Origin of the sequence: Phenylobacterium immobile (ATCC 35973), assembly GCF_001375595.1 — a bacterium.
GTDB lineage: Bacteria > Pseudomonadota > Alphaproteobacteria > Caulobacterales > Caulobacteraceae > Phenylobacterium > Phenylobacterium immobile.
The window spans coordinates 2288834-2301933 of sequence record NZ_CVJQ01000001.1 but is presented as its reverse complement, the minus strand read 5'-3'; the positions used below and the strand labels follow the sequence as shown (position 1 = coordinate 2301933).

At 67.0% G+C, this 13100-nt stretch carries 9 protein-coding genes; 7 read left to right on the top strand and 2 right to left on the bottom strand.

Translation table 11 applies throughout. The features are described from left to right. Positions 1-20: 20 nt before the first annotated feature. Positions 21-2351 carry a TonB-dependent receptor plug domain-containing protein gene (locus BN1313_RS11290; RefSeq protein WP_091740504.1) on the bottom strand — a complete coding sequence of 777 codons (2331 nt, stop codon included), beginning with the start codon at positions 2349-2351 and terminating at the stop codon, positions 21-23. A gap of 192 nt (positions 2352-2543) precedes the next feature. Here BN1313_RS11290 and BN1313_RS11285 point away from each other — a divergent pair, with 192 nt between their 5' ends. From BN1313_RS11285 to BN1313_RS11255, 7 genes are all read left to right on the top strand, one after another. Continuing rightward, complete coding sequence (locus BN1313_RS11285) at positions 2544-3533, top strand: phytase (RefSeq protein ID WP_245620171.1); 990 nt, start codon at positions 2544-2546, stop codon at positions 3531-3533. Between the two features lie 205 nt (positions 3534-3738). Continuing rightward, a complete protein-coding gene (ftsZ, locus tag BN1313_RS11280; RefSeq protein WP_091740501.1) occupies positions 3739-5196 on the top strand; it encodes a cell division protein FtsZ in 1458 nt (485 codons plus the stop codon). A 243-nt stretch (positions 5197-5439) separates the two neighbouring features. Continuing rightward, positions 5440-6327, top strand: a complete 888-nt coding sequence (lpxC, locus tag BN1313_RS11275; protein ID WP_091740498.1) for a UDP-3-O-acyl-N-acetylglucosamine deacetylase — start codon at positions 5440-5442, stop codon at positions 6325-6327. A 151-nt stretch (positions 6328-6478) separates the two neighbouring features. Beyond that, positions 6479-7324, top strand: coding sequence for an outer membrane protein assembly factor BamD (locus BN1313_RS11270; protein WP_091742629.1), 846 nt, complete (start codon positions 6479-6481; stop codon positions 7322-7324). 61 nt (positions 7325-7385) lie between these two features. Beyond that, positions 7386-9083, top strand: coding sequence for a DNA repair protein RecN (gene recN / locus BN1313_RS11265; protein ID WP_091740496.1), 1698 nt, complete (start codon positions 7386-7388; stop codon positions 9081-9083). Continuing rightward, on the top strand, positions 9076-11409 hold the full coding sequence (gene ligA / locus BN1313_RS11260; RefSeq protein ID WP_091740493.1) for an NAD-dependent DNA ligase LigA: 2334 nt from the start codon (positions 9076-9078) through the stop codon (positions 11407-11409). Before recN ends, ligA begins: the two co-directional genes overlap by 8 nt. A 72-nt stretch (positions 11410-11481) precedes the next feature. Further along, entirely contained in the window at positions 11482-12132 is a 651-nt protein-coding gene (locus BN1313_RS11255) for a glutathione S-transferase family protein (RefSeq protein ID WP_091740490.1), read from the top strand. A 34-nt stretch (positions 12133-12166) separates the two neighbouring features. Here BN1313_RS11255 and BN1313_RS11250 read toward each other — a convergent pair whose 3' ends face one another. Next, positions 12167-12997, bottom strand: coding sequence for a DMT family transporter (locus BN1313_RS11250; RefSeq protein ID WP_091740487.1), 831 nt, complete (start codon positions 12995-12997; stop codon positions 12167-12169). Positions 12998-13100 lie beyond the last annotated feature (103 nt).

Below are 13100 nucleotides of genomic sequence, written 5' to 3'. Positions count from 1 at the left end.
TCGTCGGCCGTCCGCACCGGCTAGAAGGTTTTGCGCACCACCAGCTGGAAGACGGGACCCGCGGTTTCCCGTTCGAGCTCATACTCGTCGAAGCTGCGGTCCATCTGGTCTTCGATGGTGTTGAACTTATTGAAAGTTTCGCGCTTGGCGCTGTCGAGCAGGTTAGAGCCGATGAGACGGACCACCATGCTGTCCCCGAAGCGCTTCTCGAGGAAGACCTCCAGGTCGGCGCCGTAGGTGGTGGTGACCTCCTCGCCGACGATCCGGCCGAAGGATGCGCCCTGCTTGCGGAAGGTCGCGCCGAAGGCGGCGTTCCAGGGCCGCACGTCCTGGATGAAGCCAACGTTCAGGACGTACTTGGCCTGGTCGTTGAAGCGGCGGCCGCCAAAGGCGTCGGAGACCTTGGAGTCGAGGATCGAGTAGTTGAAGAACACGCCGGTGTCCGGCAGGCCCACGAAGGTCAGCGGCGTCGAGAGGTCGAATTCGACGCCATAGACCTCGGCCTTGCCGACGTTGGCGGCGGTGAGCACGAACGACGTCAACTCGCCGGCGGCGTCTTGCGGGCTGTCGCCGTCCTCGATCGCGTCGTCGTAATTGCCCTGCGCCTCGTCGGAGTAGGCGCCGGTGTTGACCAGTTCGATGAGGTTCGAGACGCGACGGTAGAAGACGTTGACGCCAGCGACGCCGCGGCGGCCGATGCGGTGCTCGAAGCCGACGTCGCCGCCCCAGGCGCTTTCCGGCTTCAGGCTCGGATCGCCCAGGAAGTCGTTGTCGCCATATTCGCCCTCCAGCAGCGCCGGCGACAGGAAGTTGAAGTTCGGCCGGCGTACGGTGCGGGCGACCGAGGCGGTGATCCGGTCGGCTTCGGAGAGCGCGATCTTCACGTTCACCGAGGGCAGCAGGAACTGGTAGCTGGTCCGGGTCTCCCGCAGATCGTCGTCATCGGCGGTCTCGTCGGTGACCGTGACCTTGGTGGTCTCGTAGCGCAGGCCGGCTTCCCACTTGATCGGGCCCTGGGCGCCCGAGAGCATGACGTAGGGGTCGATGCGGCGTTCCTTGATGCGGTTCAGACCCCCGGGGACCGCTTCGAAGGGATCATAGGCGCCGGGAATCTGCGGCCTGGGCTTGGGCGCATCGTCGATCTCGACCTCGGTCTCGGTCTCGGAGACATCGTTGTTGCGGGTCTTGTCGACGGCCTGCACGCCGAACTCCAGGGTCGCGCCGTCGAAGCCGCGGTCGCTGAGGTTCAGCTTGTGCTGCAGGGCGCCGGCCCATTCCTGGTCCTTCAGGCGCGTGCGCGCCTTGGTGCTTTCGAAGACGTCATCCTCGGGATAGGGCTTCTTGTCGTCGTCGTAGGTCGTCTCATCCTCGTACTCGTCCTGGCGGTCGTTGATCGCCGCATAGGAAAGCTTGAAGGTCGTCTCGCCGCCCAGCATCTGGGCCTTGATCCGGCCGTCGAGGCTGTAGTTGTCGGTCAGGATGTCGAGCGGATTGACGTTTGTCGTCTTGATCCGGCCGGGCTCCAGCACGCCTTCGTCATATTCGGTCGAGGTCTCGAACTGGGTGCGGTCGGTGCGCACGAAGACACCAGAGAGGCGCAGTTCGGCGGCGTCGCCCAGCGGCGTCACGTAGGACGCATTGGCGGAGTAGTCCGTGCCGTTGCGCACGTCGTCCTGGATCTCGATGTCGTCGATGTCCGCGCCCGGCTCGTCATAGCGCCAGCTGGTCTTGGACTTGGGGTTGCGGCGGCCCTGGACCGAGGCGCCGACCAGTAGCCGGCCCGCACCCAGCTGGCCGCCCCAGACGCCGGCGACGGTCGGCTTGACCTTGTCGTCGCTGAGCAGGATGCCGCCGGCCCGAAGGTAGCCGCCCTCGATGGCCAAGGCGTCACGCAGAACGATGTTGATGGCCCCGGCCACGGCGTCGCCCGACCGGTTGGCCGAAGGCGCGCGGACGATCTCGACGCGCTCGATCAACTCGGCGGGTATGCGGTCGACGAAGAACGAGCGGTCGGCGCCGGCGCCAGGCACCCGTTCGCCGTTGATCAGGATCTGGGTGTAGCCCGGATCGAGGCCGCGCATCCGGGCCCCGTCGCTTTCAAGGACGTCGGACAGGAAGGTGACGGACGGCACGCGCTTCAGGGCGTCGCCGGCGGTCAGCGGCTCGAAGCGCTGGAAGTAGTCAAGGTCGTAGGACAGCACCGGCGCCGCGCTCTCTTCGCGGTTCCGGAACTTGATCTCACCGGTGACGATCAGTTCTTCGACGTCGCGCGCGTCATCATCTGCCATGGCCGGCGCGGCGGCCATGAACGGCATCAACGCAACACAGGCGAGCAAGGCGGCCTTCTTCATAGGTTGTCCCCCAGTCTATCCACAACAGGGGCGGTTGACGTACGCCACGGAGCCCCCGTATTCGGGCTGGGCATAAGAGTTCTATACGGATCGGGGCCAGTGATGTTTATTCGTAGGTTTTGCGACACTTTTATTTCACTTGGCGCGACCGCCACTATTCTTTGCGGTTGTGTGACAGCTGATCCTGAACTGATGTCGGATTCCCGGGGCATGACGGTGGGGGCGGGAACGCCGGTCGCCATCGCCGCGGAGACCCCGCCGGTCGGCACGGGCCTGCTCGACGCCGCCGACGATCCAGCAATCTGGGCTGATCCGGCCGATACGACCCGCGGCGTGATCATCGGCACCGACAAGAAGGCTGGGCTCTACGTCTATGATCTGGCGGGTCGGCAGACCCAGTATGTGCCGGGCGGCCTGCCTAACAACGTCGACCTGCGCGGCGGCTTCCCAACCCCGTCTGGCGTGAAGGTGCTGGTCGCGGCGTCTGACCGGGAGAAGATGGGCGCCGTGTTGCTGCTCCTTGATCCGGCGACCCTCAAGCTCGAGCCCTGGGGCTTGGCCAAGCTGGATCTCGCCGAGCCCTACGGCCTATGCGTCGGTAGGCGTGGGGAGACCTTTGTGGTCATCGTCAACGGGACCGACGGACAGATCCGCCAGATCAGCGTCGCGGCCGGCGCGGATGGACAGCCGGTGGTGACCGAGGAGCGTCGTTTCAGCGTGCCCAGTCAGCCGGAAGGCTGCGTCGTCGACGACGCCCGCGGCCGGCTCTACCTCGGCGAAGAGGCCAAGGGCGTCTGGCGTTTCGACATGGGCGCGACCGCGACGCCGGGGATGATCGTCGCGGCGGCGCCTTCTGCGGCCCTCAAGCCGGACGTCGAAGGCCTCGCGCTGCTGGAGGACGCGACGGGCGCATGGCTGATCGTCTCCAGCCAGGGCGACAGCGCGTTTGCGGTCTACAAGGTCGATGGGGCTGAACCCGCGTACCGCGGCCGATTCAGCCCCGTGACAACGGGTGGGTTCGACGGGGTGACCGGCACCGATGGGGTTGCGGCCCTGGGCGGACCGGTCGGCGCCTTCCCCGAAGGCCTGGTGGTGATGCAGGACGACGAGGATGGCGGACCGCAGCGGCAGAATTTCAAGCTGGTCGACTGGCGCGCCGTGAAGACCGCCCTCGGGCTCTGAAAGCTGGGCTGTAGAGTTTTCCACAAACGCTTGGCGGGGAGGGGCTTTTTGTCCCCTGCGACCTCTCCCCGACTCAACGACTCAGCGTATGCGGTTAACTCGCGCTTAACGGTAACAGCCTCTTAATCGGTCATCCCGTCGATGGGGTCGCCACCAGGTTGTTTGGAAGGCGCCCGGCAGGTTTGACGGAGGACGCAGGGGTCCCATGGCGATTTCACTTACAGCGCCGCGCGCTACGGAACTGAAACCCCGGATCGTCGTGTTCGGCGTCGGCGGAGCAGGCGGCAACGCGGTCAATAATATGATCGAGGCCGGCCTCGAAGGCGTCGAGTTCGTCGTCGCCAACACCGACGCCCAGCAACTGGCGTTCTCCAAGACGGACCGCCGCATCCAACTTGGCGTGGAGGTGACGCAAGGTCTCGGCGCCGGCGCTCACCCGGAAGTCGGCATGAGCGCGGCCGAGGAGTCGATCCCGGAGATCGGCGAGCACCTCGACGGCGCCCACATGGTCTTCATCACCGCCGGGATGGGCGGCGGCACTGGGACGGGCGCAGCCCCGATCATCGCCAAGTGCGCGCGCGAACGCGGCATTCTGACGGTAGGCGTCGTCACCAAGCCCTTCCACTTTGAAGGCCGTCACCGGATGCGCCTGGCCGACGCCGGCATCGGCGAGATGCAGCGGTATGTCGATACCCTTATCGTCATCCCCAACCAGAACCTGTTCCGCATCGCCAACGAGAAGACCACGTTCGCAGAAGCCTTCGGCATGGCGGACCAGGTGCTGCACTCGGGTGTCCGCTCGATCACCGACCTGATGGTGCTGCCGGGTCTGATCAACCTCGACTTCGCAGACGTCCGCACGGTCATGACCGAGATGGGCAAGGCGATGATGGGCACAGGCGAGGGCACAGGCGAAGACCGCGCGCTTCTCGCCGCGCAGAACGCGATCGCCAATCCGCTGCTGGACGAGGTTTCGCTGAAGGGCGCCAAGGCGGTTCTGATCAATGTCACCGGCGGTCCGGACATGACCCTGCTGGAAGTCGACGAGGCGGCCAACGCCATCTCCGACCAAGTCGACGCCGAGGCTAACATTATCTTCGGCGCGGCTTTCGATCCGACGCTGGAAGGCAAGATCCGCGTGTCGGTGGTCGCCACGGGCATGGACGGGGCCTCGATCGCCGCCATCGAACCCAAGATTGAACGCCGGCCGCTGACAGCGCCGCCGCTCCGCGCCGAGACCCGCTCATTTGAGCCGGTCGCCGGGGCGGTCGCCGCTTCTGCGCCGCACGCCTATCAGGAAGAGCAGGCTGACTTCTTCTCCGCGCCTGAAGCGGCGCCTCTCGCCGCCGCGCCGGAGCCGGAACTGGCTCGCATCGTTGACCCCGCCGTCGAAGAGGCGGGCGATCAGCCGCTCTTCGCCGAGCCAGCCTACGACCAGCGCCGTCAGCGTTCGGGCTTCCTCAGCCTGTTCGGCGGCCGTCCGCGCTACGACGCGCCGCCGGCGGCCCGCGCGGCGCCGACGCCGCCTCCGGCTCAGCCCGCGCCGCTTGCGACCGCTCAGCGCGGCGGTCCGCAGGCCGCGCAGCTGGTCCAACCGGAAACCCAGGCCGAGATCACCGAGGACCTGGAAATCCCGTCGTTCCTGCGCCGGCTGGCCAACTAGTCTTCGAGACTGTGCGACCTCGCGGGGGCGAGGTCATCGAGACGCCCTTCCGCCCTGCGGGAGGGCGTTTCTTTTGGGTGAGACAAAGGCGTTATAAAACAATACCTAGCGTTCGAAACATTGCGAAACAGCATGTGCTTTGTCGTGTCTCTGCGGCGCAGCTATCAGGAGGTGGGGCGCTCTTCGGTTGAGCGGCGCTGAGGCGTCGCGCGGGATTTCGACGTGGCGGAGGTTGAGCGCGCAATGCAGGTCTTCCAGCACACGGTCAGGTCCGCCGCGAGTTTCGCCGGCGTTGGCGTCCATACGGGCGCGCAGGCCCGGGTGACGGTGCGCCCGGCGGCGGCCGACACCGGGGTGGTGTTTGTGCGCTCTGATATCACTGACCGCCCTAACCAGATCGCTGTCAGCGGCGAAGCGGTGTGCCGTACGCAACTCGGCACAGTGATCGAGGGGCAGGCCGGGGTGACGCTCGCCACGATCGAGCACCTGATGGCCGCGCTCGTCATGCTGGGGATCGACAACGCCATCGTCGAGGTCGACGGGCCGGAAATGCCGATCATGGACGGCTCCTCGGCGGCTTTCGTCGCTGTTCTCGACGCCGCCGGAAAGCGTGCTCAGGCCGCGCCGCGCCGCTTCATTGAAATCCTTCAGACGGTCGAAGTCGTCGACGGTGACAAGCGCGCTTCGCTGTCGACCGCCGCCGGCTTCGAGGTCGCCTTCGAGATCGACTTCCCGACGGCGGCCATCGGCCGCCAACGCGTCGATTTGGCGATGGACGAGCGGGCGTTCCGCGACGAGCTGGCCGATTGCCGAACCTTCGGCTTCCTGCATGAAGTCGAGGCCCTGCGCGCCCTGGGCCTGGCGCGCGGTGGCGGTTTAGACAACGCTGTGGTGATCGACGGCGACGCCATTCTCAATCCCGAGGGCCTTCGTCGGCCTGACGAGTTCGTGCGCCACAAGGCGCTTGACGCCATTGGCGACCTCTACGTCCTGGGCTTCCCGATGATCGGCCGCTTCGAGGGCGTGCGGGCGGGACACGGCCTGAATAACGCCCTGGTGCGCGCGCTCTTGGCCCGGCCAGACGCCTGGCGCCTGCGGACCTTCGTTCAGGACCTCGCGGTCGCCGTCTGATTGGCTCACGGATCCGGCGGTGTCGCCGTTTGCGCGCCACAGTCGGTGGTGTAGAAGCGGAGTCTCGCGCGGGGGCGCGTAAGACTTGAGGTGAAGGTTGTTCCTGCGCAATTTCGGTCCCAGTTCCACACCTGGTCGTGCCTCGGTTCTGATGCTCTGCGCGGTCTCCGCGATGGCCCTGACGCTCGGCGCCTGCGCCGGCAAGAAGAAGCCGACCCTGGTCTATGAAGAGCGCCCGGTGGAGCTGCTCTACGCCGCCGGCGCAGACCGGATGGACCGCCGGCAATGGGCCCAGGCGGTCAACTATTTCCAGGAAGTGGAACGCCAGCACCCCTATTCGGAATGGTCGCGCCGCTCGATCCTGATGCAGGCCTTCGCCCACTACGAGTCCAACGACTACCCCGAGGCGATCGCCGACGCTGACCGGTTCATCTCGCTCTATCCGGGCAACCCGACGGCGGCCTATGCGCACTATCTGAAGGCCGTGTGCTACTTCGAGCAGATCGTCGATGTGGGCCGTGACCAGGCCTCCACCGGCCAGGCGATGGCCAATCTGCGCGATGTGATTCAGCGCTATCCCAACACTGAATACGCCCTCGACGCGCGGCTGAAGCTGGACATGGTCAATGACCAGCTGGCGGGCAAGGAAATGACCATTGGCCGCTGGTACCTGCGCCAGTCCGACACCCTCGCCGCCATCGGCCGCTTCCGCACTGTCGTCGATCGATTCCAGACGACGAGCCATGCGCCTGAAGCGCTCTACCGGCTGGTCGAAGCCTATCTGACGATTGGCCTGCTCGACGAGGCGAACAAGAACGCCGCCGTGCTCGGCTATAACTATCCCGGCGATTACTGGTACGGACAAGCCTACCAGCTCATGACCGACAAGGGTCTGCGACCGCAGGTCGAGCCGACCAACCGGGGCAAGCGCGGGCTGCTACGGATTCCCTTCATCAAGAACAAGACCACGACGGTGAAGCCGCCCGCGGCGTCCTGACCCCTCGGAACATTTCCGAAACAACTTCCGAACCGGGTGATTCCAGGCGATCTTGCGAACCATGCTGATCGGCCTCTGGATCCGCGACGTGGTGCTTATCGAGTCCCTGGACCTGTCGATCGGGCCGGGGCTGACCGCGCTTACCGGCGAGACCGGGGCGGGCAAGTCTATCATCCTTGACGCCTTGGGCCTGGCGACCGGCGCGCGGGCCGACGCTGGCCTCGTGCGTCGCGGCGCCGCCCAGGCCGCCGCCCAGGCGGTCTTTGCGCCCGCCGCCGATCACCCGGTCTGGGAGCTCCTCGACGACAAGGGATTGAGCTACGCCCGGGACGAAGACCTGATGCTGCGCAGGACGCTGAGCGCCGATGGCCGGAGCCGCGCCTTTATCAACGACCAGGCGACCGGCGTAGGCGTCCTGAAGGAGGTCGCCGACCTTCTGCTGGAAGTCCACGGCCAGCACGAGACGGTGGGCCTCTTGGACGCGCGCACGCATCGTGGCCTGCTGGACGCCTTTGGCGGGCTCGGCGACGCCGTTGCTGAGACGGGGCGGGCGTGGAAGCTCTGGCGAGAGGCGCGTGAACGGGTCGAGGCGCTGGAGACTGAAGCCACGCGCTCGGCCGCCGAGACAGAGGAACTGACCCAGCGTCTGGCGGAGCTTGATCGCCTGGAGCCGCGCGCCGGCGAAGAGACTGAGCTGGCCGAGGAACGCGCCATCCTGGGCGCGGCGGAGAAGGCGCTGGCCGACATCGCTCAGGCCCGTGAGGCTTTCGACGGCCTGTCCGCCAAGGTCGCCGGCGCCGTGCGAGCGGTGGAGCGTGCGCGGGAACGGGCTATTACCGCCGGCGCGGCCGCGGCGGGCGCGACCGCGACACGGCTGAGCGCGGCGACCGAGTCTCTGGATCGCGTGCTGATCGAGGCGCAGGAGGCCGAGGCCGCCCTGGATACGGCGGCCGAGGCTTTCGAATTTGAACCGGATCGGCTGGAAAAGGCCGAGGAGCGGCTGTTTGCTTTGCGCGCGCTGGCGCGGAAGCTGACCGTCAGCGTCGAGGAGTTGCCGATGTTGCGGGTCCGGTTCGCCGAGCGGTTGCGCGCCGTTGAGACCGCCGATGACGACCTGAAGGCCGCTCACGCGGTCGCCGGGCAGGCCGCCGAGGCCTACCGCGCGAGCGCTGCGAAGCTGACTGCAGGCCGGATTGCGGCGGGCGAGCGGCTGTCCGCGGCGGTGATGGCGGAACTGGCGCCGTTGAAACTCGATAAGGCGAGGTTCCACGTCGCGGTCCACAGGCTCGACGAGAGCCGTATCGGCCCAGCCGGCGCCGATCGGGTGGCCTTTGAAATCGCCACCAATCCAGGCGCGCCGTTCGGCGATCTGGGCGCGATCGCGTCAGGGGGCGAACTGGCGCGCTTCGCGCTGGCGCTGAAGGCGGCGTTGGCGGGGCGCAGCGGCGGGCCGCAGCCGTTGATGATTTTCGATGAAGTCGATCAGGGCGTGGGCGGCGCTGTGGCCGACGCCGTGGGCTTGCGGTTGAAGCGCCTGGCGAAGGACGCCCAGGTGCTGGTCGTCACCCATTCGCCGCAGGTCGCCGCGCGGGCCGAAGCGCACTGGCGGATCTCCAAGGCCGGCGACGGCGAGCGCACGCGAACCGCCGTGGAGACCCTCGATCCCGCCGAGCGCGAAGAGGAGATCGCCCGCATGCTGGCCGGCGCGCAGATCACTGACGCCGCCCGCGCCGCCGCCAGGGCCCTCATGGATGCCTGAGACGCCCGTCGACAAGATCAGCGAGGCCGATGCGGCCGAGGAGCTGGTGCGCCTGGCCGATGAACTCGCCGCCCACGACCTGCGCTATCATGGCGAGGACGCGCCGACGATTTCGGACGCGGATTATGATGCGCTGAAAATCCGCGCCTTCGCCCTGGAGGCGCGGTTCCCGCACCTGACGCCCGAGAATTCGCCGTCTCTCCGGGTCGGCGCACAGCGCTCCGAGAAGTTCGCCCCGGTCGAGCATGGTGCGCCCATGCTCAGTCTCGACAATGCGTTCGCCGACGAAGAGGCGGTCGAGTTCGATACGCGCGTCCGTCGGTTCCTGCGTCTGAGCGCCGATGAGACGGTCAGCTATACCGCCGAGCCGAAGATCGATGGCCTCAGCTGTTCGATCCGCTACGAAAGGGGCGTGCTGGTCCAGGCCGCGACGCGCGGCGATGGCCGGGTCGGCGAAGACGTGACGGCCAATGTCCGCACGATCGGCGACATTCCCAAGCGTCTGAGCGGCGAGGGCTGGCCCGAGGTCATCGAGATCCGTGGCGAGATCTACTTGAGCCATGAGGGGTTTCTGGCGCTGAACGCCGCGGCGACGGAAGCCGGCCAGAAGACTTACGCCAACCCGCGCAACGCTGCGGCCGGGTCGCTGCGCCAGATCGATTCGAAGATTACGGCTCAGCGGCCGCTCGCCTTCTTCGCCTACGCCTGGGGGGCCATGAGCGCGCCCTTCGCCAGGAGCCAGTGGGACGCGTTGCAGGCGCTGAAGACCTGGGGCTTTGCGACGACGCCGCAGAGCCGCCGGGTCGAGAACGCCGATGGGCTGCTGACGGCCTATGCGGCCATGGAGGCCGTCCGGCCCAAGCTCGCCTACGATATCGATGGCGTCGTCTACAAGGTCGACCGGCTGGACTGGCAGCATCGTCTCGGGTTCGTGACCCGCACGCCGCGTTGGGCGATCGCGCGCAAGTTCCCGGCCCAGCAGGCCCGCACGGTCCTGGAGGCGATCGACATCCAGGTCGGCCGCACGGGGGCGGTGACGCCGGTGGCGCGGCTGCATCCGGTGACGGTGGGCGGGGTTGTGGTGGTCAACGCCACCCTGCACAACGCCGACGAGATCGCTCGCAAGGACATCCGCGTCGGCGACACAGTAATCCTGCAACGCGCCGGCGACGTTATTCCGCAGATTGTCAGCGTTGTTCTAGACGAGCGGCCAGCCGAGGCTGAGCCCTTCGCTTTCCCGACCCACTGCCCCTGTCCGCTGCACACACCCTTGGAGCGCGAGACGACGGCGGCCGGCGCGGCGACGGTGGTGCGGCGTTGTTCCGGCGAATTCGCCTGCCCGTTCCAGCGGCTGGCGCATCTGCGCCACTTTGTCTCGCGAAGGGCGTTCGATATCGAAGGACTAGGCGAAAAGCAGCTGACGCTGTTCACTGAGCAGGGCTGGCTTGCCTCACCGGCCGACATTTTTCGCCTGCACGAGCATCGCGAAGCGATGCTGCAACTCGACCGTTTCGGGGAGACGAGCGTCGGCAACCTGCTGGAGAGCATCGAGACCCGCCGCAACATCGCGCTGGACCGGTTCATCTACGGCTTAGGCGTCCGTCACGTGGGCGAGACGACGTCGCTCGCACTCGCCCGTCATTTCGAAACGGTCGAGCGCTTCGTCGAGACGGCGAAGGCGGCCGCCGAGCAGATGGCGGGCCCGGTCTATGCGGAGCTTTCCAACCTCGAGGGGCTCGGGCCAACGGCGGTCTCGGCGGTGCTGGAGTTCGCCCGCAGCGGCCAGACGATCCTGGCGCCGCAGGACATCAGTTTTGAGTCCCACCTGCGCTTGGCGATTCCCAAGCTGAACAGCCGCGCCCGCGCGGCGCTGGTGGTGCGGTTCAGCGACTGGGCGACGTTTGAAACGGCGGCGAAACAGGGCGCTGCAGAAACGCCCGGCGACGCCTTTATCGAGGTCGCTTCTGTGGACGCCGTGGGCGTGGTCGCCGCGCGGATGATCGCCGAGTTCTTCGGCGAGGATCATAACCGTGTGCTGGTCGACAGCTTGCTGGCCGAGCTTTCCGTCATCCCGGCCGAACGGCCGAAGAGCGACACCGCCGTCGCCGGCAAGACGATCGTCTTCACCGGGGCCCTCGAGAAGATGACCCGCGACGAAGCCAAGGCCCAGGCCGAGGCGCTCGGCGCGAAGGTCTCGGGATCCGTCTCGAAGAAGACCGACCTGGTCGTGGCCGGACCGGGGGCGGGCTCGAAATTGAAGACGGCGACGGACCTCGGCATTGACGTGATCACCGAGGACGAATGGCTGGCGCTGGCGGGCGGCTAGAATTGTTGCGCGGCCACGTCGCAAGCCGCACTTCCCATTCGTCCTGAGAGGACGACTGACTGGAGGACGCCGATGAATCCCACGATCACCGCCTTCAAGGAATCGCCGGACAAGGGCCGCGGCATGGCGCGTGACATGCGCGTGCGCTGGGCGCTCGAGGAAGTGGGCCAGCCCTATGACGTGCGCCTGGTGAGCTTCGCCGAGATGAAGGCGCCGGCGCATATGGCGCTGCATCCCTTCGGCCAGATCCCGACCTATGAGGAGGACGACCTGGCCCTCTTCGAATCCGGCGCCATCGTCTTGCGGATCGCCGAAATCCACGGCGGCCTGCTGCCGGCGGACGAACACGCCCGCGCCCGCGCCATCGCTTGGATGTTCGCCGCCTTGAACTCGGTGGAGCCGAGGTTCGTGGAGATCGAGATCGCCAAACTGCTGGAGCGCGACAAGCCCTGGTTCGACGCGCGTCTGCCGGAGGTGTTGGCCCGCGCGCGCAAACCCCTGCAGCAACTGTCGGCCCGCCTGGGCGAGGCCGACTGGCTGGACGGCGACTTCAGCGCCGGCGACCTGATGATGGTCGGCGTCCTGTTCCGCGCCAAAAGCTCGGGGCTGCTGGAGGCGCACCCGAACCTTATGACCTACCTCGCCCGCGGCGAAGCGCGGCCGGCGTTCCAGCGCGCCTTTGCGGCCCAGCTGGCGGTCTGGGCGGCGGCGTCGGGCGAATAATCCCACGGGTTGGAGCGCCCGCCGGAACGACGCCTCAAGGTGTGAGCAGAAGGATCGCTGCTCCCAGCGCGATCGTGAGGGCGCCTGCGATGCGCAAGACGGGCGCACGCTCCTTCAGGACAAGGACGGCGATGAGCAGTCCGAAGAGGATCGAGGTCTCCCGAAGAGCGGCCAGGCGGGGCACGTCATCCAGGCGATAGGCCCAGAGCGCCAGGCCGTAGGTCACGACTGACAGCGCGCCGGCGGCCAATCCGGCTTTCCACTCCGCCCGTGCAGCCAGGAGGAACGCTGGTCCGCGCCAGATGGCGAAGATCGCGCCAATCCCGAAGCCCAGGGAAAGAAAGACCCAGGCGATGTAGCTGGGCGCGCTCGGCGACGCGCGGACTCCTGCAGCGTCGACCACGGTGTAGGCCGCGATGGAGGCGCCAGTGGCCAAGGCCCACAGCAGCATCCGCTTGTTTGTGCGGTGGCCGCTGGCGATCAACAGTGTGCCAGCCGAGACCAAACCGACGCCAGCCGCCGCCGAGGCGCTCAGGCGTTCGCCGAGAACGACCACGGCGAACAGCGACGCCAAGACCGGCGCTGAGCCTCGCATGATCGGATAAGCGGCGCTCATGTCGGCGCCTTCGAAGGCCTTGATGAGGCAGATCAGGTAGACGAGATGGATGGCGAATGACGCGGCCAACCATCCCCACGCCCCGTGCGGCGGCGGCAGGAAGAATAGCGCCGGCAGGACAAGGATTGCGCTCGATCCATCGATGAGCGCCCGGCTCGACATCTTGTCCTTGCCCGACTTCAGGATGGCGTTGACCACGGCGTGGGCCGCGCCGGACGTCAGGATCATCATCGAGGCGAGCTGGCTCATCGGTGGGCTTGTTCGATCATGACATCGTCATTGGTGGCCAGCGCAGTCACGACCCTCGAACCGCGTAAGGCAAAACATCAGCATCCTGGCCTGCATGAGCGCT

Coding starts and splice junctions, on each gene's coding strand:
- BN1313_RS11270 (WP_091742629.1), top strand. CDS start 6,479: ATGCTCTGCGCGGTCTCCGCGATGGCCCTGACGCTCGGCGCCTGCGCC.
- ligA (WP_091740493.1), top strand. CDS start 9,076: ATGCCTGAGACGCCCGTCGACAAGATCAGCGAGGCCGATGCGGCCGAG.
- lpxC (WP_091740498.1), top strand. CDS start 5,440: ATGCAGGTCTTCCAGCACACGGTCAGGTCCGCCGCGAGTTTCGCCGGC.
- recN (WP_091740496.1), top strand. CDS start 7,386: ATGCTGATCGGCCTCTGGATCCGCGACGTGGTGCTTATCGAGTCCCTG.
- ftsZ (WP_091740501.1), top strand. CDS start 3,739: ATGGCGATTTCACTTACAGCGCCGCGCGCTACGGAACTGAAACCCCGG.
- BN1313_RS11290 (WP_091740504.1), bottom strand. CDS start 2,351: ATGAAGAAGGCCGCCTTGCTCGCCTGTGTTGCGTTGATGCCGTTCATG.
- BN1313_RS11255 (WP_091740490.1), top strand. CDS start 11,482: ATGAATCCCACGATCACCGCCTTCAAGGAATCGCCGGACAAGGGCCGC.
- BN1313_RS11250 (WP_091740487.1), bottom strand. CDS start 12,997: ATGAGCCAGCTCGCCTCGATGATGATCCTGACGTCCGGCGCGGCCCAC.
- BN1313_RS11285 (WP_245620171.1), top strand. CDS start 2,544: ATGTCGGATTCCCGGGGCATGACGGTGGGGGCGGGAACGCCGGTCGCC.